At 57.5% G+C, this 25,007-nt stretch carries 26 protein-coding genes and 1 riboswitch; of the genes, 5 read left to right on the top strand and 21 right to left on the bottom strand.

The window, feature by feature from the left end; genetic code table 11:
- Positions 1-47: 47 nt before the first annotated feature.
- From trpB to AC2FLA_RS11570, 7 genes are all read right to left on the bottom strand, one after another.
- Positions 48-1,295 (bottom strand): tryptophan synthase subunit beta, encoded by a 1,248-nt coding sequence (gene trpB, locus AC2FLA_RS11600; protein WP_496722329.1) that lies wholly within the window; start codon positions 1,293-1,295, stop codon positions 48-50.
- A 67-nt stretch (positions 1,296-1,362) separates the two neighbouring features.
- Positions 1,363-1,698 carry a hypothetical protein gene (locus AC2FLA_RS11595; RefSeq protein ID WP_496722328.1) on the bottom strand — a complete coding sequence of 112 codons (336 nt, stop codon included), beginning with the start codon at positions 1,696-1,698 and terminating at the stop codon, positions 1,363-1,365.
- Positions 1,699-1,744: 46 nt separating this feature from the next.
- Positions 1,745-2,386, bottom strand: a complete 642-nt coding sequence (locus AC2FLA_RS11590) for a phosphoribosylanthranilate isomerase (protein WP_496722326.1) — start codon at positions 2,384-2,386, stop codon at positions 1,745-1,747.
- A 9-nt stretch (positions 2,387-2,395) separates the two neighbouring features.
- On the bottom strand, positions 2,396-2,746 hold the full coding sequence (locus AC2FLA_RS11585; RefSeq protein WP_496722412.1) for a lipopolysaccharide assembly protein LapA domain-containing protein: 351 nt from the start codon (positions 2,744-2,746) through the stop codon (positions 2,396-2,398).
- A 7-nt stretch (positions 2,747-2,753) separates the two neighbouring features.
- Positions 2,754-3,038: an integration host factor subunit beta gene (gene ihfB, locus AC2FLA_RS11580; protein ID WP_037310872.1), complete on the bottom strand. Its 285-nt coding sequence runs from the start codon at positions 3,036-3,038 to the stop codon at positions 2,754-2,756.
- Positions 3,039-3,309: 271 nt separating this feature from the next.
- On the bottom strand, positions 3,310-4,986 hold the full coding sequence (gene rpsA, locus AC2FLA_RS11575) for a 30S ribosomal protein S1 (RefSeq protein ID WP_113791620.1): 1,677 nt from the start codon (positions 4,984-4,986) through the stop codon (positions 3,310-3,312).
- 248 nt (positions 4,987-5,234) lie between these two features.
- Entirely contained in the window at positions 5,235-5,510 is a 276-nt protein-coding gene (locus AC2FLA_RS11570; RefSeq protein ID WP_496722324.1) for a DUF6525 family protein, read from the bottom strand.
- A gap of 213 nt (positions 5,511-5,723) precedes the next feature.
- Here AC2FLA_RS11570 and AC2FLA_RS11565 point away from each other — a divergent pair, with 213 nt between their 5' ends.
- Positions 5,724-7,199: a sulfatase family protein gene (locus AC2FLA_RS11565; protein ID WP_496722322.1), complete on the top strand. Its 1,476-nt coding sequence runs from the start codon at positions 5,724-5,726 to the stop codon at positions 7,197-7,199.
- A gap of 95 nt (positions 7,200-7,294) precedes the next feature.
- On the opposite strand, the gene AC2FLA_RS11560 is transcribed toward AC2FLA_RS11565, so the two are convergent.
- Together AC2FLA_RS11560 and AC2FLA_RS11555 are read right to left on the bottom strand one after the other, a co-directional pair.
- Positions 7,295-8,983, bottom strand: a complete 1,689-nt coding sequence (locus AC2FLA_RS11560; protein WP_496722320.1) for a tryptophan halogenase family protein — start codon at positions 8,981-8,983, stop codon at positions 7,295-7,297.
- A gap of 306 nt (positions 8,984-9,289) precedes the next feature.
- Positions 9,290-9,814 carry a hypothetical protein gene (locus AC2FLA_RS11555; RefSeq protein WP_282170749.1) on the bottom strand — a complete coding sequence of 175 codons (525 nt, stop codon included), beginning with the start codon at positions 9,812-9,814 and terminating at the stop codon, positions 9,290-9,292.
- A 218-nt stretch (positions 9,815-10,032) separates the two neighbouring features.
- Between AC2FLA_RS11555 and AC2FLA_RS11550 the strand changes: the two genes are divergently transcribed.
- Positions 10,033-10,512 carry a YHS domain-containing (seleno)protein gene (locus AC2FLA_RS11550; RefSeq protein ID WP_058273166.1) on the top strand — a complete coding sequence of 160 codons (480 nt, stop codon included), beginning with the start codon at positions 10,033-10,035 and terminating at the stop codon, positions 10,510-10,512.
- Between the two features lie 24 nt (positions 10,513-10,536).
- Here AC2FLA_RS11550 and cmk read toward each other — a convergent pair whose 3' ends face one another.
- From cmk to miaB, 10 genes are all read right to left on the bottom strand, one after another.
- Positions 10,537-11,163 (bottom strand): (d)CMP kinase, encoded by a 627-nt coding sequence (gene cmk / locus AC2FLA_RS11545; RefSeq protein WP_496722318.1) that lies wholly within the window; start codon positions 11,161-11,163, stop codon positions 10,537-10,539.
- Positions 11,164-11,168: 5 nt separating this feature from the next.
- On the bottom strand, positions 11,169-12,521 hold the full coding sequence (gene aroA / locus AC2FLA_RS11540) for a 3-phosphoshikimate 1-carboxyvinyltransferase (RefSeq protein WP_496722316.1): 1,353 nt from the start codon (positions 12,519-12,521) through the stop codon (positions 11,169-11,171).
- Positions 12,522-12,589: 68 nt separating this feature from the next.
- The gene (gene trmB / locus AC2FLA_RS11535; RefSeq protein ID WP_496722314.1) at positions 12,590-13,300 is read right to left on the bottom strand and encodes a tRNA (guanine(46)-N(7))-methyltransferase TrmB; all 711 of its coding nucleotides are present in this window, start codon (positions 13,298-13,300) and stop codon (positions 12,590-12,592) included.
- Positions 13,301-13,403: 103 nt separating this feature from the next.
- Positions 13,404-14,585, bottom strand: a complete 1,182-nt coding sequence (metK, locus tag AC2FLA_RS11530) for a methionine adenosyltransferase (RefSeq protein ID WP_496722312.1) — start codon at positions 14,583-14,585, stop codon at positions 13,404-13,406.
- A gap of 5 nt (positions 14,586-14,590) precedes the next feature.
- A riboswitch (SAM-SAH riboswitch) is annotated at positions 14,591-14,639 on the bottom strand.
- Between the two features lie 45 nt (positions 14,640-14,684).
- Positions 14,685-16,178 carry an apolipoprotein N-acyltransferase gene (gene lnt / locus AC2FLA_RS11525; RefSeq protein ID WP_496722310.1) on the bottom strand — a complete coding sequence of 498 codons (1,494 nt, stop codon included), beginning with the start codon at positions 16,176-16,178 and terminating at the stop codon, positions 14,685-14,687.
- Positions 16,175-17,062 carry a hemolysin family protein gene (locus AC2FLA_RS11520; protein ID WP_496722308.1) on the bottom strand — a complete coding sequence of 296 codons (888 nt, stop codon included), beginning with the start codon at positions 17,060-17,062 and terminating at the stop codon, positions 16,175-16,177. Before AC2FLA_RS11520 ends, lnt begins: the two co-directional genes overlap by 4 nt.
- A gap of 36 nt (positions 17,063-17,098) precedes the next feature.
- Positions 17,099-17,593, bottom strand: a complete 495-nt coding sequence (ybeY, locus tag AC2FLA_RS11515; protein WP_496722306.1) for an rRNA maturation RNase YbeY — start codon at positions 17,591-17,593, stop codon at positions 17,099-17,101.
- A gap of 39 nt (positions 17,594-17,632) precedes the next feature.
- The gene (locus AC2FLA_RS11510) at positions 17,633-18,655 is read right to left on the bottom strand and encodes a PhoH family protein (RefSeq protein WP_108860953.1); all 1,023 of its coding nucleotides are present in this window, start codon (positions 18,653-18,655) and stop codon (positions 17,633-17,635) included.
- A gap of 154 nt (positions 18,656-18,809) precedes the next feature.
- Positions 18,810-19,574: an outer membrane protein gene (locus tag AC2FLA_RS11505; RefSeq protein ID WP_496722304.1), complete on the bottom strand. Its 765-nt coding sequence runs from the start codon at positions 19,572-19,574 to the stop codon at positions 18,810-18,812.
- A 184-nt stretch (positions 19,575-19,758) separates the two neighbouring features.
- Positions 19,759-21,078, bottom strand: a complete 1,320-nt coding sequence (gene miaB, locus AC2FLA_RS11500) for a tRNA (N6-isopentenyl adenosine(37)-C2)-methylthiotransferase MiaB (RefSeq protein ID WP_058273157.1) — start codon at positions 21,076-21,078, stop codon at positions 19,759-19,761.
- A gap of 60 nt (positions 21,079-21,138) precedes the next feature.
- Between miaB and AC2FLA_RS11495 the strand changes: the two genes are divergently transcribed.
- Positions 21,139-22,062, top strand: coding sequence for a hypothetical protein (locus tag AC2FLA_RS11495; RefSeq protein ID WP_496722302.1), 924 nt, complete (start codon positions 21,139-21,141; stop codon positions 22,060-22,062).
- A gap of 29 nt (positions 22,063-22,091) precedes the next feature.
- Here the strand turns inward: AC2FLA_RS11495 and AC2FLA_RS11490 are convergent, their stop codons facing one another.
- On the bottom strand, positions 22,092-22,889 hold the full coding sequence (locus AC2FLA_RS11490) for a phytanoyl-CoA dioxygenase family protein (protein ID WP_496722300.1): 798 nt from the start codon (positions 22,887-22,889) through the stop codon (positions 22,092-22,094).
- Positions 22,890-22,975: 86 nt separating this feature from the next.
- Here AC2FLA_RS11490 and AC2FLA_RS11485 point away from each other — a divergent pair, with 86 nt between their 5' ends.
- On the top strand, positions 22,976-23,866 hold the full coding sequence (locus AC2FLA_RS11485) for a LysR family transcriptional regulator (RefSeq protein ID WP_496722298.1): 891 nt from the start codon (positions 22,976-22,978) through the stop codon (positions 23,864-23,866).
- 1 nt (position 23,867) lies between these two features.
- Here the strand turns inward: AC2FLA_RS11485 and irrA are convergent, their stop codons facing one another.
- Entirely contained in the window at positions 23,868-24,284 is a 417-nt protein-coding gene (gene irrA / locus AC2FLA_RS11480; protein WP_109312620.1) for an iron response transcriptional regulator IrrA, read from the bottom strand.
- A gap of 188 nt (positions 24,285-24,472) precedes the next feature.
- Here irrA and fabA point away from each other — a divergent pair, with 188 nt between their 5' ends.
- Complete coding sequence (fabA, locus tag AC2FLA_RS11475; protein ID WP_282152633.1) at positions 24,473-24,982, top strand: bifunctional 3-hydroxydecanoyl-ACP dehydratase/trans-2-decenoyl-ACP isomerase; 510 nt, start codon at positions 24,473-24,475, stop codon at positions 24,980-24,982.
- Positions 24,983-25,007: the final 25 nt, after the last annotated feature.

Here is a 25,007-nt window from a genome sequence, read left to right as displayed (position 1 = left end):
ATGCAGCGTGACATGAAACACCCGGGGCGCAAAGCCCCGGGCGCGCGTTATCCGGCCGAACGGCCTTCGGTGTCGGACATATCAAAGTTCAGGTATTTGGCGACCGTCTGAACGTCCTTGTCGCCGCGACCACACATATTCATGCAGATCAGGTGATCCTTGGGCAGTTCCGGCGCGATCTTCATGACATGCGCCAACGCGTGGCTGGGCTCCAACGCGGGGATGATACCTTCGGTTGCACAGCACAGCTGGAACGCTTCCAGCGCCTCTTTATCGGTGATCGAGACATAGTTCGCGCGACCGATATCATTCAGCCAGGAATGCTCGGGTCCAATGCCAGGGTAATCCAGACCGGCCGAGATCGAATAGCCTTCGAGGATCTGGCCGTCATCGTCCTGCAGCAGGTAGGTGCGGTTACCGTGCAACACACCCGGACGACCGCCGGTCAGCGAGGCACAGTGTTCCATCTTTTCGTTCACGCCCTTGCCGCCCGCCTCAACACCGATGATGTTGACGCTCTTGTCGTCAAGGAACGGATAAAACAGGCCCATCGCATTCGACCCACCGCCGATGGCGGCGATAAGCGTGTCGGGCAAACGGCCTTCGGCCTTTTGCATCTGTTCCTTGGCTTCCTTGCCGATGATCGACTGGAAATCACGCACCATCGCCGGATACGGGTGCGGGCCCGCCACGGTGCCGATGCAGTAGAAGGTGTCACGGACGTTGGTCACCCAGTCACGCAGCGCGTCGTTCATCGCGTCTTTCAGCGTGCCACGGCCCGAGGTCACAGGAATCACTTCGGCGCCAAGCAGACGCATACGGAACACGTTGGGCGCCTGACGCTGAACGTCATGTGCGCCCATGTAAACGATGCATTTCAGGCCGAATTTGGCGCAGACGGTTGCTGTCGCCACGCCGTGCTGCCCTGCCCCGGTTTCCGCGATGATCCGGGTTTTACCCATGCGCCGCGCCAGAATGATCTGGCCCAACACATTGTTGATCTTATGCGCGCCCGTGTGGTTCAGTTCGTCGCGTTTCAGATAGATTTTCGCGCCACCCAGATGCTCGGTCAGGCGTTCCGCGTAATACAGCGGCGAGGGGCGACCCACATAGTTCGCCCACAGATCGTCCATCTCGGCCCAGAAGGTCGGATCATCCTTGGCCTTCTCATATTCCTCTTCCAGCGACAGGATCAGCGGCATCAGCGTTTCACTGACGAACCGCCCGCCGAAGATGCCAAACCGGCCCTGTTCGTCGGGACCGGACTTGAAGGAATTGAATAGATCGTTGGCCATGGGTGTCTCCCTCGTCGTACCCGTTGTTCATAGGAGGTAGCGGATGGTTTTGCCATGGCAAAACGTATCATTTCGCGGGTCGATAGCGATGCTTCCATATCCGCAGGGCCTGTTCTTCGGTCGGCACCGCGATGCATGAGAAATGGTGGAACTCATGCGTGATGGACAACCGGTCCGACGCCGCAAGAACGCGCCTGTGAGGTCCCGAATGGGCAAATGTCAGCATGGCCTCGGCGTCTTGCCAAACACTGAGTGAAAAGTAGAGCCCACCGTGAGGGAACATCTGCGCATGCTCGCATAATGGATCCCCTCGCGCCTGCTTCAACGCTTGCCCGGCCCGCCAAAAGAACTCTGGCGCGTTGTACCAATGTTGCAGGGAAACCCCACCAATCGCTGCAATCATCTTTGTTCCTCCCCAGCGTTATATACGGGGGAGGTCAGCATGCAGATCAATGAGCGGCGGATACGAATTCAGAAATCTTAATGGTATCTTTAACTCCGGGCGCGCTTTCGACGCCCGAAGACACATCGACCTGTTTTGCGCCGGTCATGCGGATCGCTTCGGCGACGTTGTCCGGCGTAAGACCTCCGGCCAGCATCCATGGCTTTTGCCAGTATTTCCGGCCGGCCAACAGCCGCCAATCAAAGGCAAGCCCATTGCCGCCCGGCAGTTCGGATGTACGCGGAGGTTTCGCGTCGATCAGCAACTGATCTGCAACCTCGGAATACAGGTCAATTGCGCTCAGATCCTCGGCCTCGGCAATGCCGATTGCTTTCATCACCGGCAAGCCAAACCTGTCGCGAACCTCAGAAACACGCTGCGGTGTTTCTTTGCCGTGCAGTTGCAACATGTCCAAGGGCACGCTTGCGACGACGCGGTCCAGCTCCTCGTCCGTCGCATTCACGGTTAGGGCAACCTTGGCCACGCCTGCCGGCACCAGCTGTGCCAGTGACGCGGCTGCATCAATGGCCAGATGCCGTGGCGACTTTGGAAAGAAGACAAACCCGACATACCGCGCGCCAGCATCAGCCGCAGCGCGCACGTGATCAGGTGCGGTCAGCCCGCAGATTTTAACAGCTACGTTCGTCATAAAGGTGCCTTAGCTGGCTTCGTCCAGCAGAGCCAGAACGTCGTCCTTGCCCTCATTCTGCTTTTTCTTGAGCTTTTTGACCTCACGCTCAAGCTTGCGCACTTCGCCTGTTTTGGTCGAGGCATCGCGGCGATGCTTATGTTCGCGCAGCCATTCCCAAAGGAAGCCGATGATCAGACCGGCTACAACGCCGCCCAGCACCACAAGGAACAAAGGCAGGGTCGTGGCGAGGTTGAAACCCAGCAGCTCGGCCAGAGCATCCGGCATTAGTTTCAGTTCAACCATCGGGCGATTGGCCAGCGAGATCGACACAAGAACGATCCCGAGGATCGCCAGGAAAGCATATCGAAGGTAACGCATCATGGTGTCAGGCTTTACCGTTCAATCGGTCCCTTAGCAACTTACCAGTTTTGAAGAATGGAACACATTTTTCTTCGACCTGCACGGTCTCACCCGTACGAGGATTGCGGCCAACACGCGCGTCCCGTTGTTTGACCGAGAACGCGCCGAAGCCGCGCAGTTCAACACGGTCGCCACGCGCCATGGCATCTGTCACTTCTTCGAACACGGTATTCACAATCCGCTCGACATCACGCTGATAGAGATGCGGGTTTTCGTCGGCGATTTTCTGAATCAGTTCTGAACGGATCATGAGTGTTACCCTCCCAGGCGACCGGTTAACCATGTCTATACTTCTGGACAGTATAGGAAAAAACCGTGATCGGGGGAATGTAAACTCTGTGTGCAAAGCATTCATTTTACAGAAAAGTCGTGCGATTTTTTGCTTGTTCGCGCAATTTCCGCTCCTAAAGCGTGAACGACTGCCAAAATAAGCCCAAAATTCGGAACATATTGATTCGCAACAAAAACGGCCCCGCGCGTCTGCACGGGGCCGCAATTTTGTCTAGAATTCCAGCCTGAGCTTAGTCGCCGGATTTCAGCGCTGCACCCAGGATGTCGCCCAGCGATGCGCCCGAGTCGGAAGAACCGTACTGTTCCACGGCCTCTTTCTCTTCGGCGATCTCACGTGCCTTGATCGACAGACCCAGACGACGAGTCTTGCTGTCGACATTGGTGACGCGGACGTCGATCTTGTCGTTGACCGAGAAACGCTCGGGGCGCTGCTCTGCGCGGTCGCGCGACAGGTCGGAACGACGGATGAAGGACTTCATGCCTTCGTACTCGACCTCGATGCCGCCATCTTCGATCGCGGTGACTTCGACAGTGATGATCGAACCACGCTTCACGCCGCCCACGGCTTCGGCGAACTTGTCACCGCCAAGGGCTTTGATCGACAGCGAGATACGCTCTTTCTCGACATCCACTTCCGAAACGACAGCCTGTACGACGTCGTTCTTGTGGTAGTTCTGGATGGCCTCTTCGCCACGTTCGTCCCACGAAAGGTCGGACAGGTGAACCATGCCGTCGATGTCGCCTTCGAGGCCAATGAACAGACCGAATTCGGTGATGTTCTTGACTTCGCCTTCGACTTCGGTGCCCTCGGGATGTGTTTCTGCAAACACTTCCCACGGGTTGCGCATGGTCTGCTTCAGGCCCAGAGACACACGACGCTTGGCGCCGTCGATTTCCAGAACCATGACGTCGACTTCCTGGCTGGTCGAAACGATCTTGCCGGGGTGAACGTTTTTCTTGGTCCAGGACATCTCGGACACGTGCACCAGACCTTCGACACCGGCTTCCAGCTCGACGAACGCGCCGTAGTCGGTGATGTTGGTAACGCGACCCTGATGAACCGAGCTCAGCGGATACTTTGCAGCAACCAGATCCCACGGATCTTCCTGCAGCTGCTTCATGCCAAGGCTGATGCGGTGGGTCTCTTTGTTGATCTTGATGACCTGAACGTTGATGGTTTCACCGATCGTCAGGATCTCGGACGGGTGGTTCACACGGCGCCATGCCATGTCGGTGACGTGCAGCAGGCCGTCAACGCCGCCCAGGTCAACAAACGCACCGTATTCGGTGATGTTCTTGACCACGCCTTCGACGGTTTGACCTTCGGTCAGGTTGCCAATGACTTCGGCACGCTGTTCGGCACGCGATTCTTCCAGGATAGCGCGACGCGAAACAACGATGTTCCCACGGCGGCGGTCCATTTTCAGAATCTGGAACGGCTGCTTCAGGCCCATCAGCGGGCCAGCGTCGCGTACGGGGCGGACGTCAACCTGCGAGCCGGGCAGGAACGCAACTGCGCCACCCAGATCGACGGTGAAGCCACCTTTGACGCGGCCAAAGATTGCACCTTCGACGCGCTGGTCGTCGGCATATGCTTTTTCCAGACGGTCCCATGCCTCTTCACGGCGGGCCATCTCGCGCGAGATGACGGCTTCGCCACGGGCGTTCTCTGCGGCGCGCAGGTAAACTTCAACCTCGTCACCAACAGCGATTTCAGGAGCTTCGCCGGGATTCGCGAATTCTTTCAGATCAACGCGGCCTTCCATTTTGTAGCCAACGTCGATGATGGCTTGGCCGGCTTCGATCGCCAGTACCTTGCCTTTGACAACAGAACCCTCTTCGGGCGTGTCCATTTCGAAGCTTTCGTTCAGGAGGGCTTCGAATTCCTCCATGGTTGTATCAGCCATCTGGCAGTGTTTTCCTTTACATACGTTTTTACTGGCCGAGCGGTTGTCTCCGCCGGTCTTGTTTCATGATGTCATCGGACGTGATCCGGTGCGCCCCTGAGCAAACAAACACAAAGGGCCGAGGTGACCCGGCCCTGCTCAGTAACGTCATCCGGACGTTGACCGCCCTTGTGTTGACAGCGCGCGTATATGCGGAATTCCCGACATGTGCAAGAGGAAAGCCTTGATATACAGGGCATCGGACGCCGTCACACCCGACGCGCCACGTCCCAGACGCACCCGTCCCGTTGCAGCATGGATTGCTCAATCGCATTCAAACGCAAATAGGCATCATCGGGATCATGCGCGCCGCCTACCTTATGCCAAATGCGCAGAGCCGAGGCCGGGCTCCACGGCAGACAAGCCGAGGCAAGCCACCATCGCAATTCGGCAGGCAAAGCGTCATAGGCCTGCATTGGCGATCCCGTCCGCCGGCGGCGTTTGATCCGGCTGCGCAGGTTTCGGTTCTTTCTGCGGTCAGTCATTGTGCGCTCCGTTCATCGGCGCGCACGAACCTAGACTGTCAACTGTCAGTGGGTCGTCATGCTCGCTCGGTCTTTTTGCTATGTTATTACATTATTACAGCCCATTTGCAACCGCTCTCGTTAGGCGCATTGCCCGCTTCCTGCGAAGAATGTCGTGTTTCGAACAGCAAAGTCTGCACCAATTGCGAAGCTTTGAAAAAGTCGGAGGATCTCATGCGTCAAGACCTGAACTTTCTCGTCATCATTTCAGACGAACACCGCAAGGACGCGCTGGGATGCGCTGGCCATCCGATTGTCAAAACGCCCAATCTGGATGCACTGGCCGCGCGCGGCACGATGTTTCAGTCCGCCTACACACCCTCACCCATGTGCGTACCCACACGGGCGGCGCTTGCGACCGGAGACTGGGTTCACACGACAGGAAACTGGGACAGCGCAACCCCCTATGACGGGCACCCGCGCAGCTGGATGCGGCAGGTGCGTGACGCAGGGCGCGAAGTCGTCTCTATTGGAAAACTGCATTTCAGGTCCAACGAAGACGACAATGGCTTCTCGAAGGAAGTCTTGCCGATGCACGTGGTCGGAGGTGTCGGCTGGGCCGTTGGGCTTTTGCGCGAAAACCCACCAGACTATGATTCGGCATCCGAGCTGGCGAGCGATGTGGGCGTCGGGCCCAGCACCTATACCGATTACGATCTGGACATTACCGCAGCAGCCGAGGCCTGGCTGGCCGATCCCACACGCCAGGACAAACCCTGGGCTGCATTCATGTCGCTGGTCAGTCCACACTATCCCCTGACCTGTCCCAAGGAATGGTACGACCTTTACGATCCAGCTCATATGGATTTGCCGGTCGGGTATGGCAAAGGGCTGCCGGATCATGAAGAGCTGCGCAACATCGCCGCGTTCTTCAACTATGACGACTATTTTGACGAGCAGAAAATGCGCGAAGCCAAGGCGGCTTATTATGGCCTGACCTCATTGATGGATGATTGCGTGGGGCGCATCCTGAAAGCCTTGTCCGACAGTGGTCAGGCCGAAAATACGGTCGTGATCTATGTATCCGACCACGGTGACATGATGGGGGATCAGGGGTTTTGGACCAAACAGGTGATGTATGAGGCCAGCGCAGGAATTCCGATGATCGCGGCGGGCCCGGGAATCCCGTCGGGGCGACGTGTCACCACATGCACCAATCTGACCGATATCGCTGCAACTGCCCGGGACGTCTGCGGCGTCGAAGCCGACGACGGCAACGCGGGTCAACCCGGCTTGTCTCTGATTGGGTTGGCCAATGCGCCGGACGACCCCGACCGGACCGGTTTCAGCGAATACCACGATGGTGGGTCAAGAACCGGCAGTTTCATGGTGCGATGGGGCGAATGGAAATACGTTTACTATGTCGGTCAGCCCCCGCAATTGTTCGACCTGTCAACCGATCCGCAAGAACAGACCAACTGCGCGCTGGATCGGGTAAATGACCCGCAGGTTCAGACCGCGCTGGTCGAAGGGGAACGCCGTCTGCGCGAAATCTGCGACCCCGAAGAGGTCAACGCCCGCGCCTTTGCCGACCAGCGCCAGAAAATCGAAGACCTGGGCGGAGAAGAAGCCTGCCGCACGGCCTTTGTCTTCAATCACACGCCCACCCCGTCCGAGCAGGAAAAGCTACGTGAAGGCCCCGCGCTTTAGCGCAGGCATTTTGCATTTCTCCAGTGGGTCCTTGGCCCGCGCAGCGCAGTTCAATGCTGCCATCACCGCAAAGCTGCGCGGAGCGTTAGGACCGTCTAGAACAGTTGCAGATCTTTCCGACCACTTTGGATTTCGGCAAGGTTCGGCATGTTCTGGATCGCCACGGGTGTAAGTTGTTCACCCGGCATTGCGACGGTCGGTTGCATCGCTGCCGCCTTACCGAAGGCTGGGGGTTGCTCCAGCTCTCCTCGGATATCGCGCAGCAGTGTTTTGTGATCCGGCATCGCCTTGAGGATCTGCGCAAGATCCACTTTCGCGCCCTTCCACCACTGGAACCAGATCGGTTTCTTCAACGGTCGCAGACGATCACGAATGCCGGTTCCATAGCCGGTGTCATAGACCTGCTTGCCCAAAAGAACCGTCTGATAAACGCGGAAATTAAACAGTGTGGCGAATTCGATATCGTGTTCCATGGGCAGGCGGTGCTGCCACAATTCCAGGTTTTCGGCCAAACGATCCGGTATCTTCATCTCTGTGCGCGCATCGATCCAATATTGATCATCCGTGCGGTTGCCCAGGCGATAGTGCAGACAGATGAAATCCAGGACCTCATCATACATTTTGTTCATTTGCCGGTTGTATCTTGCCCGCAGCGATGGTTCGATGTCGCGTGTAGGCAGGTGTTCTGCGAACCAGCGCACCGCATGATCAACCATGTGGATTGCGGTACTTTCCAACGGTTCGATGAACCCGCCAGACAAACCGATTGCCAGACAGTTCTTGACCCAGGCATTGCGCACGCGCCCGATGCGCATCGGGATCACGCGCGGTGTCAAACCTTTGCCGCTGTCGCCTAGCCATTCGAGATATTCATCTGCCGCCTGATCATCCGTGCGATGCGCCGATGAATACACATAGCCTGTGCCCACACGGTTGTAGAGCGGCACCCGCCATGTCCAACCGGCGCCCAGCGCGGTAGACCGGGTGACGCTTTCGATTTTCTCTGGATCGGGATGTTCAATCTGCAACGCCATGGCGCGGTCGTTGGGCAGGTAATCCGAGTAATCCATAAACGGCTCACCCAGTGCTTTGTTGATGATCAAACCGCGGAACCCGGTGCAATCTATGACCATCTCGATGTCGTGGCGGCCCTTACGCTCTAACATCAGATGGCTGACATTGCCCTGTTCATCCAGTTCAACCGCCTGCACCTCATCCTGAATGTGCTCCACCCCGCGCTTGGTGCAGACCTTGGTCAGCATGCCCGCAAATTTCACAGCGTCCAGATGATATGCATAGCCAAACCGTTGTTCGAACTCGGGCTGACCCAGCGGTCGCCCGCCCTTGCACAGGCGGGCCAGATCATCATGCGGCGAGATGGATTGCGTAAAGTCCCGATCGCCATTGCCAAAGCGCAAGAAGTATTCGGCGGCTTCCAATCCTTCCAACAACTGACCGTGGGCAAAGGGGTTCACGTAATCGATGCGATTTCCCTTTGCGTCCTTGTTCCAATTGCAGAACTTCACGCCCAGCTTGAACGACGCATTGGTCTCGCGGAAAAAATCCCGCTCGGAAATGCCCGCCTGACGCAGCGTGACCGGCATGCGTGGCACCGTGGCCTCACCGACGCCAACGGTGGCGATATTGGGGCTTTCGATCAGGCAGATGCGCGGGCGATCCTTGGGGGCCGAGGTGCGTGAAAACACCATGTCCAGTATCAGCGCGGTCATCCAACCCGCCGTGCCACCACCCACGATAGTGATCTTACGCAAACGATTATTCATATTGTTTTGTCCCTGTTGGCTTGAGGGATTTTTTGGCTGCTTCCCCTTTTTGTTTTTGAGGATTGTTTGGCAGCCTTCCCTTCTGGCATGGGCAAAGCATAGCAGGTTTCCTGCGTCCAGCTAGGGTCTAGCGCGCCCTGACCTGAATGTACTTTCCTTCTTTCGGCAAAGCGACGCTCGGTCACGGCACCCTGCCCCGGGCAGTACAAATAACCGCGATGCGTTAAAGGCAAACCGGGCCGCCGATGGACCGCAGCTTCTGCGCGGCAACTTGAAATCAGAGCAAACGCAATTCCCGGGCGCGTGTCAGATTTCCTCGCCTTTTTTCAGAAGCTCTTCGATCAGATCGCGCTGCAAATCCTGGCTGTCGCCCCCTCCGAATTCCGCCGCGCCACCGGTGTACAAGGTGCCATAGGTCTTGGCGATATTCACTGTCTGGGCCAGCCCCGAGATCAGCTGGTTCTTGTCCAGCCGGGATAGCGGATGGATGTACGCAGCCCACAAGATACCATTCGCGAGCGCGTAACGCGCGTCCAGCGTACTGTCAAAATTCGCCTGCATCACGCGTTCAAGGTCAGCGGGCGACAAATCTTCGGCGCTGCCAATCGCGACCATGGCCCGCATCCGGTCTGCATTGATATCCGTAACGACCAGCACCGTTACGTCCCCAACTTTCAGCTCAAACCCCGGTCCAAACGGTTTCGCGTCAGGATCGAGCGCAAAAATGATCTTTCCCAACCGCTCATACGTCATCGGGGGTTCCGGCTCAGCCGTCTCTTGAGCCAATGCACCACCGGCAAGGAAAATCATCAATAGGGCTAGTCGGATCATGGCATCGCTCCTTCAGGCTATAGGCCGACAATAGGGTCGGGGCGCAGACCTGACCAAACAAAGCTTGGTGAACAGTATTTCGAAGGCACCCACAGCTTTGAACGATCTGCAAGATACTCGGGGCTATCTGCGATAGCTCGTTCAGAACCTAGTTCCTAGCTTTGGTTCAGCGGCTGGCAGACCTGCTGGCCGGATACTGAACCGGAAAGGAAATACAAATGAAGTCTCTCGTTCTTACCACCCTGATCGCCACATTGCCCCTGATCGCAGCCCCGGCCTTTGCTGCGGATGAGATCAACGTATCAAACGGTATTTCTGCCGCCGGTGCGCCGCTTGCCGCGCATGGGGTCGATCTGGTGACTCTCGTTAACGACGGCAACCCGGTCGATGGATTTGCCACCCACTCGGCCACTTATGACGGCGCATCTTATTACTTCACCAGCGCCGCCAACCGCGAAGCGTTCGAGGCTAACCCGGCGGCCTACCTACCACAACATGGCGGGTTTTGTTCGTTCGGCGTTTCTGTCGGCAAAAAATTCGACGGTGATCCGGATCAATACCTGGTGGCTGACGGAAAGCTGTATCTGTTCCTGAACGCAGATACCCGCGCGGCGTTTCTTGAAGATGTCTCTGCCACATCCGAAACCGCTGACAATCAGTGGTCCAAGATCAAAAGCATCGCGGTCGGAGAGCTGTAACCTAACAACCAAAGGTCCGCGAAGTTACGATTTTGCGGGCCTTGCCTTCTCGATGACCTCCACAGCCTGTGCCAAGGCGGCTTCGATGCTCAGGTCTGACGTGTCCAGCAAGACTGCATCCTCTGCTGGCTTCATCGGCGCGGTGCTGCGGTCTGTATCGCGTGCGTCGCGCTCTTTTACGTCCGACAACACCTGTTCACGCGTGATGTCGCTGCCCTTCGCGCTGAGCTCAAGGAACCGACGCTCGGCCCGAACTTCGGGACTGGCGGTGACGAACAGTTTCACCTCGGCCTCGGGACAAATCACAGTACCGATGTCGCGACCATCCAGCACAGCGCCCCCGCTGCGGCGTGCGAAAGCGCGCTGGAAGTCAACCAACGCGGCCCGAACCTCGGGGATCACGGCTACTTTTGAGGCTGCTTGCGCAATCTCGGCCGTGCGCAAATCGCCCTGCTCCAACTCTTCGGGGGTCAATGCTTGAGCTGCCGCAATCGGCTCCAGTCCCTGCAATGTCCGCCTGCCGACCGCGCGGTACAAAAGCCCGGTGTCCAGATGCGCGAAGCCAAATCGGGCCGCGACCGCTTTTGAGATCGTGCCCTTGCCCGCTGCAGCTGGTCCGTCAATGGCGATTGTAAACTGAGAATCCGACATCAAACCTACCGATTATTTCGCTGCAGTTTCGCACCCAACGTGGCCATCAAAGGTTCAAAAATCGGGAACGAAGTGGCGATCGGGCCCGCATCGTCGACGGTTACACCCTTTTTGGCGCCCATCCCCAAAATCATAAAAGACATGGCGATCCGGTGGTCAAGAAAGCTCTCACACGTGCCGCCGCCGGGGACGTTGCCGATGCCCAGCCCCTCAACCGACCACCATTCATCACCTTCTTCAACGGTTACACCGTTGGCACGCAGGCCCCGGGCCATTGCGTCGATCCGGTCACTTTCTTTCACGCGCAGCTCTTTTACACCGCCCATCATCGTGACGCCGGTGGCATTTGCCGCAATCACGGACAGTACAGGGTATTCATCGATCATCGAGGCTGCGCGTTCTGGTGGAACATCGATCCCCTTCATATTCGGCGAATATTTCGCGCGCAGATCGGCCACGGGTTCACCGCCCTCTTCGCGCTCATTCTCATATGTCAGATCTGCACCCATCTCGCGCAGCGTGGTGAACAACCCTGCCCGGGTGGGGTTCAGGCCGATGCCCGGCACCAGAACGTCCGACCCCGGCGTGAGCAGCGCCGCGCAGACCGGAAAGGCCGCGCTGGACGGATCGCGCGGAACGGCAATAACCTGCGGTTTCAACTCGGGGCGACCGGTCAGCGTGATAACCCGGCCCTCATCAGTGTCCTCAACGGTGATTTCCGCGCCAAAGCCTGCCAGCATCCGCTCGGAATGGTCGCGTGTGGCCTCTTTCTCGATCACCACAGTTTTGCCGGGGGCATTGAGGCCAGCCAGCAGCACCGCAGATTTTACCTGGGCGGAAGGCACGGGTACCTCGTAGCGCACTGGCGTGGAGTCAGCCGCGCCAACGATGGTCATCGGCAAGCGCCCCCCTGAACGGCCCACCGATTGCGTTCCGAACAATGCCAGCGGATCTGTGACCCGCGCCATGGGGCGTTTGTTCAGGCTCGCGTCGCCCGTAAAAGTCGCCGAAATCGGACAGGTCGCCATCGCGCCCATGATCAGCCGAACGCCGGTGCCAGAGTTGCCGCAATCAATCACCTGATCGGGTTCGGCAAAGCCACCGACACCCACACCATGCACAGTCCATTCACCGCCGCCGTGATCGGTGACCTCAGCCCCGAAGGCGCGCATGGCCTTGGCGGTGTCCAGAACATCTTCGCCTTCTAACAGGCCCGAGATTCGGGTCTCGCCCACGGCCATCGCACCCAGGATCAGCGACCGGTGCGAAATAGACTTGTCACCGGGCACCTCTGCCGTTCCGGTCAGCGGGCCGCAGGGATGCGAGGTCATCGGGATGGGCGTGCCGTGTCCGGACATGGGGGCTCCTGTTTTCGCTATCAGTTCAAGGCGGATTAGCGAATTGGGGCCGGTTGGTCCAGCCGCAATCAGTCTTTGCGGCGGAAGGTCAGGTAGTGTGGCGTACGGCCTTCACGCAGGGCTTTCTGTTCATAGCGGGTGGAAATCCAGTCATCCCACGGCTCGCGCCAGTCGGCAGAGCGCTCGGCCAGCCATTCGAACCCGGCGCGTGGCACCTCTTCCAACGTCTGGCGCACGTAGTCGGGAATGTCCGTAGCAACGCGAAAAATAGACCGCGGCTTCAGGGCACGGGCCAAAGGATCCAGATGTTCCTGTGTCACGAAACGGCGACGGTGGTGCCGTGTTTTTGGCCAGGGATCAGGATAAAGTAGAAAAGCGCGTGAGATGCTGGCCTCGGGCAGAACATCGAACAGATCGCGCACATCGCCCGGATGCACCGCCAGATTTTCGACCCCGGCCTGACGAATCTTACCCAAAAGCATCGCGACGCCGTTGATATACGGTTCGGCCCCAATAATGCCAATATCGGGGTTGCTGGCGGCCTGGTGCACCAGATGCTCACCCCCACCAAAGCCGACCTCAAGCCAGACCTCCTTGCCACCGAACAGAGCGTTCAGGTCTAGCGGATGGCGTTCAGGGTTGGTTTCCCAATCCACCGCACCCGGTGACAATGCATCTAGGTCTTCGTTCAGATAGGTCTTTTGGCTGGGCTTCAGGGTTTTCCCTTTGAAGCGGCCATAGAAGTTTCTGCGCGGGCGTTGTGGGGTCTGGGTGCTCATGGCGGTGGCCATACTGCGACACCGAGGTTGGTTCAAGAGGGGCGTAGTAATCACCGGCCAACAAAAAAAGCGCGCCGATGTCGGCGCGCTTTGATAATTCGGATCAGACGGCAGCTTTCAGCGCATCCGCCAGATCAGTCCGTTCCCAGCTGAAACCACCATCAGCCTCTGGATCACGGCCAAAATGGCCGTAAGCCGCTGTGCGCTGATAGATGGGTTTGTTCATCTGAAGATGCTGGCGAATGCCGCGCGGGGTCAGGTCCATGACCTGACCAACAGCCTTTTCGATTTCTGCGTCCGGGATTTCACCAGTGCCGTGAGTGTCGGCATAGATCGACAGTGGCTTGGACACACCAATCGCATAGCTCAGCTGGATCGTGCAGCGTTCTGCCATTCCGGCGGCCACAACGTTCTTGGCCAGATAACGCGCGGCATACGCAGCCGAACGGTCCACCTTGGTCGGATCCTTGCCCGAGAACGCGCCACCGCCGTGCGGGGCGGCACCACCATAGGTGTCCACGATGATCTTGCGCCCGGTCAGACCTGCGTCACCATCCGGGCCACCGATCACGAATTTGCCCGTGGGGTTCACGTGCCACTCGGTTTCGTTGCTCAACCATCCTTCGGGCAGAGATTCACGAATGTAAGGCTCGACAATCGCGCGGATGTCGGCCGAGCTCAGCGCTTCGTCCAGGTGTTGTGTCGACAACACGATCGAGCTGACACCCACAGGTTTGCCGTCACGGTAAATGACCGACAATTGCGACTTGGCATCAGGGCCCAACGCGGGTTCGCTGCCATTCTTGCGCACTTCGGCAAGACGGCGCAGGATCGCGTGCGAATACTGGATCGGTGCCGGCATCAGCGCAGGCGTTTCCGTGGTCGCATAACCGAACATGATGCCCTGGTCACCGGCACCTTCGTCCTTGTCTGCGGCGGCATCCACACCTTGGGCGATATGTGCGGACTGTTCGTGCAGCAGGTTCGTCACCTCGACGGTTTCGTGGTGGAACTTGTCCTGCTCGTATCCGATATCTTTGATACAGGCGCGCGCAATCTCGTCGATGCGGCCCATGTAATCGTGCAGCTTTTCCTGATCAGACAGACCTACTTCGCCACCGATGACGACCCGGTCGGTCGTAGCAAAGGTTTCGCACGCCACGCGCGCTTCGGGTTCTTCATTCAGAAATGCGTCAAGTACGGCATCGGAAATCCGGTCGCAAACCTTATCCGGGTGCCCTTCGGAAACAGACTCCGAAGTAAATGTGTAGTTCTGTCGGGACATGAAAGTGCTCCATTAAGATTATCCCATCACGTCAGGAAGCCGTTGTAATGAGCATGCAACGGGATACGCATCAAGAAACACAGCGTCAATCCGAAAATACTATTGCTGTTCTCTGGCGTTGCGCCAAAGCAGCGCAAAAAACGCCAACAGCGCGACAAATACCGGTGCATCACCCAGCCGGGCGTACACTGTCGGAGCCAGCGCCTTGGGCAATGTCGCATCGACAAAACCGGCCTGCCCCAGAGGCAATGCCTCGGTCACCCGGCCCAGCGGGTCAATCATCGCCGACACTCCGGTATTAGCCGATCGCATCATCGGCAACCCTTGCTCGATGGCGCGCATCTGAGCTTGTGCCAGATGCTGATACGGCCCCGAGCGCGTTCCGAACCACGCGTCGTTGGTGATCTGCAAAAGAAAATCGGCACGACCCGGTGCAGACAAGACGTCCTGAGTAAAGACTGCCTCATAGCAGATAAGTGGCAGGGCTTTCCCCAGCTTGCCAGCGTCCATCAGCGAAGCACCCGGTCCGGCGCTAAAGCCATTGCCAGTAGTGGCAGCCATTCCGTAAATTCCGAACTGGGCCAAGATGTCACCAAATGGGACATATTCCCCAAAGGGTGCCAGGTGATGCTTGTCATAAAGCTCCTGCTGCCGGCCATCTTCATCCAGATAGATCATCGAATTGTAAATGCGCGGGCCGTCCCCTCTCTGAATACCCAGAAATACGGACGTCCCCTGCGCGGCATCAGCGATTGCGGTCAGATAAGGCTGCGCACTACCCAGCCATGCAGGAACCGAGGTTTCCGGCCAGACAATCAAATCCGGTCGCGGGGCCGCCGCCGTAAACTCTAGTTGTCGGGCAAAAAACAGCGGGGCGTAATCCGGATCCCATTTCTGATGCTGGGGCGCATTTGGTTGAATGAGGCGAACAACATTGTCAGTGTCCGTAACAGCCGGGCGCGACGCGGCATAAATCAATGCGAAACACGCGGCTCCAACGGTCAGGCCGAACGGATTCACGTAGCCGTTGCGCTGCGACAGCGCGGCCCCAAGCGGCAAAGTCGCCAGCAAAGTCACCGCGCCCAGCCCATATGGCCCGAACAGAGACAAAAGCTGTGCGCCCTGTGTGTCCACCCAGACCTGCGCCAGCCCCGCCCAGGGAAACCCCGTCAGAACATAGCCTCGGGCAAATTCCAGCAGTGAGATTGAAATCGCCAGAAACACGGCCTGTGATACGCGATCGCCGTCGGGACGTCGCACCAGCCCAAAAGCAAGCGCCCAAAACAGCGCGAGGCCGCCTGCCATGAATGTCAGGGCAAAAGGCGCCATCCATCCGTGACGCTGGACATCAACAAGGAACGGCTCGACAATCCAACTGAGCGCGTGTGCGAAATACCCGGTCGCAAAGGCCCAGCCCAACCACGCCGCCCTCGCCCGCGTCTCAGTCGTAAGAAACAGAGGCGACAGCAGGATCAATGCGATCACTGTTGCTGCCCAAATGCCGAACGGAGCAAGCCCAAAAGCCGCGATCGCGCCCAGCAGAGCTGCGGATATTAACCGCAACCAAAACGGCCAGCCCTGTGCAGGGTTCATTCAACGCGATCCGGCAACATGACACGCAGACGTTTGATGCGGCGCGGGTCGGCGTCAATCACCTCGAACTCGGGACCTTCGGGATGCAACACGACCTCGCCCCGTGCTGGGACGCGACCAGACAGCATGAAAACCAATCCGCCCAAGGTGTCGATTTCTTCCTCGTCCACGTCCTCGTGACTTGTCAGAGAACGCCCTATCTCGGCCTCAAATTCCTCCAAGGGGACGCGGGCTTGCACGACATAGTAGCCGGGCTTTTCCTGTATCCAAAGCTGGCCTTCGTCGGCATCGTGCTCATCCGCAATCTCACCGACCACCTGCTCGATCAGATCCTCGATGGACACCAGACCATCAACACCGCCGTATTCGTCAATCACCAGCGCCATATGGCGGCGTTCGGTCTGCATCTTCGTCAACAACACGCCAATAGGCATCGACGGCGGCACAAACAGCAAAGTGCGCAGCATCGAGACCAGATCAAACTCTGAACCCGTGCCATTAAATCCGTGCGTAAGCGCAAAATCCTTCAGGTGTACAAACCCCAAAGGCGTATCAAGCGTTCCCTCGTAGACGGGAATACGGGACAGGCCGCTGTCGCGGAAAACCTGGGCCAGCTCATCCTTGCTGATTGTCGAGGGCACGGACACGATTTCCGCTGTCGGAATAGCCACATCTTCGACCCGCATTCGCCGCAAATTGATCATGCCGCGAGGCTGAACCATGTCGACCTCATGTCCATTGGTCGTGCTGACCTCTTCGTCGCTCTGCGGCGAGAACGCGTCCACTATTCGAGAAAAGAAGCCAGCATTTTTGCTGGCATTTTCACCGCTGTCCTTCGGTTGCGCGCTCTGCGCCGCCATAGAACTGCCGTCTGTATCGCCCATAATCCTGTTCCAAATGATCGGCCAATGTGGCCACTATTACATACTATATGGGTCATCTATACCCATTTTGCCAAGTATCTCGACCTCGACCTCTTCCATCAAAGTGGCGTCGGGGTCACGGATGTGGTCATAGCCCAGCAAGTGCAACACTCCGTGAATGATCAGATGCGTGACGTGATCGTCCATAGTTTTGCTGGCGTCGGCTGCTTCGCGGGCGCAAGTATCGAAAGATATCGCAATATCGCCCAGCGCGATTTCGCCCGTAAAGTCTGGCGTGGGTCGGGCAGGTCTCTGCCCCGCTTCATCAGCGGCCAGATCTTCGGCCGGCCAACTCAGCACATTGGTCGGAGTGGGCTTTTCCCTAAATTCCGCGTTCAGATCAGCAATTCGCGCATCATCGCAAGCCAGCAGACTGACTTCACACAGCTCGGCGTCCAGATCGCAAAAGTCCAAAACAGCCTTTATCGCGCGCGCGGCCAACGGTTCAAGCTGTTGCCAGCGCGCATCTTCGATCGTCACTTCCAGGTTCATCTCACCGTGTCCAAAGCCCTGTGGCCGCAACCGGGACGACTATGCTTTCTCGCGGCCCGAGTCGGCCTCATACGCTTCGATAATGGCGGCCACAAGCGGGTGGCGCACAACATCCTTGGACGTGAAGTAGTTGAAGCTGATGTTTGGTATCGTATTCAACAAACGCTCGGCATCGGCCAACCCTGACTGAACACCGCGCGGCAGGTCAACCTGCGAGCGGTCACCAGTGATCACCATTCGGCTACCTTCACCCAGACGCGTCAGGAACATTTTCATCTGCATGGTCGTGGCGTTCTGAGCTTCGTCCAGCACAACAAACGCATTCGCCAGCGTACGTCCCCGCATGAAGGCCAGCGGCGCGATTTCGATTCGCTTTTCTTCGATCAGCTTGGCCAGCTGCTTTCCGGGAAGAAAGTCATTCAATGCGTCATAAAGCGGCTGCATGTAAGGATCGACTTTGTCTTTCATGTCGCCGGGCAGATAGCCCAGCTTTTCGCCAGCTTCGACTGCAGGGCGGCTAAGAATGATCCGATCTACATGGCCGCCGATAAACATCGATACTCCAGCGGCCACGGCAAGATAGGTCTTACCCGTACCGGCAGGGCCAATCCCGAAGGCCAGCTCATTGTTGAACAAGGACTGGACGTATGCCTTTTGTGCATCCGTGCGCGGCTCGACCAGTTTCTTGCGCGTCTTGATCTCGACCGTGCCGCCTCTGAACATCTCAAGCTGATCACCGTCGCGGCTGCCGGTTCCCGTCTCCGAGCCCCCCATCCGCAGCTCGCGGTCCACATCGGCCGCTTCGACGTCACGTCCGCCTTCCAGGCGTGTGTACAGCGCCTGCAAAACCTCGATGGCCTGCTTCTGGGCGTCTTCGTCACCCATAACGGCCAGCTGATTCCCGCGGCGCACGATCTGAACTGAGAGCTTTTGCTCAATATCTGTCAGATTGCGGTCATATTCCCCGCACAGGTCAATTAATAATCGGTTGTCTGGAAACTCAACAAACGCTTCGCGCTGAGGCATTTCATCTTGCGGTGGGTTTAGGGCACCGATGGCCAATCCGCTCTCCTGTCTTGGCGTTTCACCTTGAGCGTAGACAGGAAGTCTTGGTGGGCGCAAGCCACAGTTTCATTTTTTCCGCCCAAATGGCAAAACCGCCAATGCGCCCGACCCGTGAGCGGCACTTGTTGGCGCCGCTGTTTTAGTCGGTGTGTCAGAACCGATAGTTCAAACCCAGCTTCAGACCGCGATATTTCGGTGTCGATCTGGTCGACGTTCCATTGCCGAAATCCACGTTTTCCGCGCTGAACTGAACGTATTCGAATTCACCCGTGATCGACCAGTGTTCGGTCAGGTTATGTTCGGCCCCGATGCTGGCGGTAAAGCCGCTGCGTCGGCCGCCACTTTCGAAGAATTGAGAGCCCCCCTGGACGGCCTGTCTGCTTGTTGTGTTGATGTCGCCATTCACATATCCAGCCGACACAAAATACAACACCGTACCGCTTTTGTTGGTCAGGCCATTGCGCAGCCGAATCGAGAACACGTCCGATATTTCGGACCCGCCCGTGACCGTCTGGCCGTTGATCGGGTTGGAGGCGTCATCGCTAAGCGAACCGAACTCATACCCAAGCTCAAATCCGTAAACGTAGTCGCGCCCGCCGCGCGCAGGCAAAACGCCGCGCCACCCGGCCCGCACGCCACCCAACGAACCGCTCAGGTCCAGGTCGCCTACTTCCGAGGTTCCGCCGGGTCCAGTCAGTCCAAATCGATCGTCGCCCCCAAAAGCGTACGCACCCGTAGCACCCAGGTAAAAGGCGCTGACGTCACTGCCGAACCGTTTTGGGTTGACGACGGGAGGGTCAGAAAGACCTTGATCCAGATTGCCTGCAGCGGTCACACCGGGAAGCACCGAAACAGCGATCGCGGTGGTAAGGGCGGATTTTAACAGCCGCCCAGATAAACGTTTCAAAGTCTTCACTCGTACCCTTTCCATTCACCGACCTGCTCATCCCGCCGGCAAGAGATGAGGTTTCCCAAAGGCACAAAACACTCGACCCCTAAGCAACCTGATTTTTCTCGGAACATAATTCCGAGTAATAAATCAAGGGTAAATTTGGAATTAACAAAACCGTATGGTTTCCAAAATCCAAATAACGGACGCGTTACCGCAACGCACCCGCCAATGAATTTGCGCCCGAGGACATAATCCGGACATCGCGCAATTCGCCCACCGCAACATCAGCGTCAGACACGTGAACCGAATGAAGATACTCGGATTTTCCGACCATCTGACCTGGCAGACGGCCCGGTTTTTCAAACAGCACTTTCACGTCCCGGCCAACCATCGCGTCCTGAATCTCGCGTTGGTGACGGGTAATCAGACCCTGAAGCCGCTGCAGACGGTCGTCCGCAGCCTTAGGATCAACCTGAGACCGCTCGGCCGCCGGTGTTCCGGGGCGGGTCGAGTATTTGAACGAATAGGCATATCCGTATTTGACCTCTTCCACCAAATCCATGGTGGCCTGAAAATCCTCTTCGGTCTCTTCAGGGAAGCCGACGATAAAATCGCCGGACATCACAATATCTGGACGCGCGGCACGTATACGCTCGATCAGGCGCAGATAGCTCTCGGCTGTGTGGCTGCGGTTCATTCGCTTGAGGATACGATCCGAACCCGACTGAACCGGCAGATGCAGATAAGGCATCAGCTTGTCGCACGTCCCGTGCGCCTCGATCAGGTCATCGGCCATGTCGTTGGGGTGTGAAGTGGTGAACCGGATCCGCTCCAGCCCGTCGACCTTGTTCAGCTCCCAGATCAGACCGGCCAGCGTCATGTCCCCATTCGGACCAGCGCCGTGATAGGCGTTGACGTTCTGCCCCAGCAGAGTGATTTCGCGCACCCCGCGTTCGACCAGATCGTTCGCCTCGCGCAGGATACGATCGGCGGGACGGCTGACTTCGGCACCGCGCGTATACGGCACCACGCAGAAGGCACAGAACTTGTCGCAGCCTTCCTGCACCGTCAGAAATGCGGTCGGTCCGCGTTTTGCCTTGGGACGGTTTTTAAGTTTCTCGAATTTGTCTTCTTCGGGGAATTCCGTGTCCAGCGCCTTGGCACCGGTGCGCGTCTTCGCCTCCATCTCGGGCAGGCGGTGATAGCTTTGCGGACCGACAACAAGGTCAACAATCGGCTGGCGGCGCATAATCTCTTCGCCTTCTGCCTGTGCAACACATCCAGCAACACCGATCTTGAGGTCGGGCTTTTCGGTCTTCAAACCTTTAAACCGGCCAAGCTCGGAATAGATTTTTTCCGCAGCTTTTTCCCGAATATGGCAGGTGTTCAGCAGGATCATATCCGCATCATCGGGGCTTTTGGTTTCCACGTAACCCTGACCGCCCAGTGTTTCCGCCATACGCTCGCTGTCGTATACGTTCATCTGGCAACCATAGGTCTTGATGTACAGCTTTTTGGGTTCTGACATGAAAACGGCCTTTGCATTCGCGGGATCGGCGTCGTCTATACCCTACGAACGCCGCTTGCAATGGCGACGCGATTACCCGATTTTGACCCGAAACTCCAGCAAGGCGGCAGCGGACAGGCAATGCAATACGAATCTCTCGACTCTTTCCTGCAAACGGGCAAGTCCGCTTTGGCAAAGGGACCCCTCGCGTTGGTTTTTGTCGAAGATGACGTCGAAACTGATAGCACTATCCGTCACCATCTGAATCTGGGCTTCAAGTCCCCAATCGTTTTCATGCCGCAAGAATTTGCTGTGGACCCCGAGCTTGAGGACCGAGTTCACCGCGTCTCTCTCAGCTGCGTCCCGCGCACCGTCGTGTTCGAGACGATCAACAAGATCATTCAGGCGGCGCCAAGTTTGTGGATGTATTACTGCTTCAACGCCGAGTACCTTTTTTTTCCCTTTTGCGAGACGCGCACAATCGGTGAAATGCTGGCATTTCACACCGAAGAACGCCGCGACTCGATGCTGAGCCATGTTGTCGATCTTTATGCCGAGGATCTGAACGAATTCCCGAACGGCGTCGCACCTGAACGCGCAATGATGGATCGCACCGGATATTTCGCCCAGGCGCGGCTTGATTCATTAAAGCACCCGAAGGAGCGCCAGCTGGATATGTCTGGTGGCTTGCGATGGCGGTTCGAAGAACACGTTCCCGCACAAAGCCGCCGAATTGATCGGATCGCCCTATTCAAATCCAAACAAGGATTGTCATTGCGACCGGATCACACGTTCAACGACGAAGAATACAACACGTATTCCTGCCCGTGGCACCACAACCTAACGGCTGCAGTGTGCTCGTTCCGGGCAGCCAAAGCTTTGAAAACCAACGCAGGATCTACTTTTGACATTCCAACATTCCGCTGGAGGAATTCGATCCCGTTCGAATGGTCGTCAAATCAGTTGCTTGAGATGGGGTTGATCGAAACGGGCCAGTGGTTCTGACCCGCCTCAATGACCTGTCCGGTGTCTGATCACCGCCGGAGCAACATCGGAAACCAATCTTCGCGCAAGCGCTGGCCTGGAATCATGTCATGCCCCGGAAACGGCGGTGAGGTCCGGCCCGGCCGCTCGACATATCGCGCATCGTCACCAACCAAACGCAGTGAAAATGCGCGGCGGCGGCTTTCAGAGTTGTTTCCCCGCGCGCCGTGAAGCGTTCGGTAGTTGAAGGCAACCGCGTCGCCCGGCTCCATCTCGAACTCGACAACCCGCATCCCTTCGGCATCCGGGTCCGGGGCCGGGATGTATTGGCCTTCGTCGGGAAAGAACCCATCTTCCGAAACCCAGCGGGTCGGCAGGACTTCTTTCTCCCAACGATGCGAGCCTGCCACACACCGCAGTGTGGCTTGCGTGACCGGATCAAGCGGCGACCAGAAGCTGATCGTTTGCTGCCCTTCAACAAAGTAATAGGGCCCATCCTGATGCCACGGCGTCGCCATCGAGGTTCCGGGCTCTTTGACCAAAACGTGGTCGTGGAACATCTGCACTGTATCCGACTGCATCAAATCTGCCGCGACTTCTGCCGCCGGGGATTCGTGAATTACCGTCTGAAATTGTTCAATGCGCGACCAATTGCAATAATCGTCGAAAAACCGACCCGTCTGGCCTTTTTTCTTGTTCTCGGATGCATAAGGTCCGGGATCCGCCATATTCGCTGCCACCCCTTCTCGCAGGGCCTCAACGTGATCGGCAAATAGCCCTTTGATCAGGACCACGCCGTCCCGTTGATAGGTGTCGATCATTTCGTGAGTAACCATGGGGTGCGTCATGTCTGTCTCCGTGCCGGTGGTACGACGATCTGCACATGGATGACCCCTCTGTTCAAATAATATCTTTCTAAGATAGGTTTAATTTGATGTTATATATTTCACTCCGCCAATACGAATATGTCTGTGCTATCGGCCGCTTCGGCAGCTTGTCTGCCGCCGCGCAGCAGCTGAACGTGTCACAACCGGCGCTGTCCACCGTTCTGACGCGCGTCGAATCGCATCTTGGCCATCCGTTATTTTCGCGAAAACGCGGGGCCGCGCTGGCGCTGACCCCGCAAGGACGCAGATTTATCGAAGACGCGGAAAACTTGCTGACCAATGCGGCCCGGCTTAAGAAAGCGGATCAAGTCAGTGCAACCAGGGCACAGTTGCGATTGGGGTGTTTCGTGGATTTGGCCCCGTTTTTGCTGGCCAAGACGCTGCGCCCGCTGCGCATGGCACTGCCGGATTTGACCGTTTCGTACAAGGTGGACGGGTTCGAAGGGCTGATAACCGGCCTGATCGACGGGCGCATAGATTTGGCGCTGACATACGGCCTGAGCATGGATGCCGGATTTCAACAGCACACCCTTTTCCCCAGCAGGCCAAACGCCATCATGGCCCGGGATCACCCATTGGTACGCGCGCCGTCTGTTTCGCTGAGCGAGCTGGCCGCCCATCCGCTGATCCTGTCAAACGAAGGCCTCTCATCACAGCACGTGCTTGGACTGTTTCGGCAGATCGGATTGCGACCTTCAGTGGCACACCGGGCGGCAACGCTGGAAATCCAACGCAGTCTTGCCGCTCATCATGAGGGGGTTGCGATCAGCTATGCCACCTCGCCCTCGGACCTCAGCTATGACGGAATGCCCCTTGTCAATCGTCGAATCCTGGATGACATCGCTGCGGAACCTGTGGTTCTGGCGCGCCACGGCACCGACCCTACAGAGCCGCACATTGCACAGGCCGAACAGGTTCTGATGGAGTTTTTAGTCTGAGTTATTTTTTCCGCAGACGGATTACCACGTCGACTGACGCGATCTCAACGCCCTCGGGCGCTTCGGGCAGGCGTTGAATCACCAATTGATCCGACGGCGCATCGCTCAGGCGGCTTTCGTCTTCCCAGAAAAAGTGCGGATGATCGTGGGTATTGGTATCGAAATAGCTTTTCGAACCATCAACCGTGATCTCCTGCAGAACTCCGGCCTCACAAAACGCGCGCAGCGTGTTGTAGACCGTTGCCAGAGATACCGCGTCCCCATTCTTTTTGGCCGCCTCAAACAGGCTTTCGGCAGTGACGTGCCGATGGCGACCATCGCCGACTAAAAGCTCGGCCAAAGCGACACGCTGGCGCGTTGGGCGCAGCCCGGCGTCGACCAACCAATCTGTGGCTCTGTTCTGGCTCTGAGGTGTCATCAATCCGAAACCCAATTGTTGCTGAACCATATATAGGTGCTGTGTTCGGGTAATTTCAAATGAAATTCATTCGCAAAGAATGCCGTCTGCACAACAGGATGTGACGTGCTGCTCTTGCAGGACCTTGCATACGGGTGCTAGACGAGGCCAGATATAACGAACGGACCCCTGGCAGGAGAGGCGGCAGAATGGCCCAATTCCCGAGCAGCTTTGACAAGGACGATCTGCTGAAATGCGCCCGTGGCGAATTATTCGGCCCCGGTAATGCGCAATTGCCTGCACCTCCGATGCTGATGATGGATCGGATCACCGACGTCTCGGCCGATGGTGGCGCGCATGGCAAAGGCCACATATTGGCCGAATTCGACATCACCCCTGACCTGTGGTTCTTTGATTGCCACTTCCCCGGCAACCCGATCATGCCCGGCTGTCTGGGGCTGGATGGCCTGTGGCAGCTGACCGGTTTCAACCTGGGCTGGCGTGGCTGGCAGGGACGCGGCATGGCCGTCGGTGTCGGCGAGGTCAAGCTGACCGGCATGGTCCGCCCTGACCGCAAGATGCTGACCTACAAGATCGACTTCAAAAAAGCGATCCAAACCCGCCGCCTGACCATGGGTGTGGCGGATGGTATCGTCGAAGCGGACGGTGAAATGATTTACGATGTCAAAGACATGAAAGTCGTTCTGTCCGAAGCCTGAGCCTGACCGGCCCGAAATAAGGAGC

It is taken from the genome of Ruegeria sp. CDSA033 (assembly GCF_059612305.1).
This window is presented reverse-complemented; position numbering and strand designations above follow the sequence as displayed.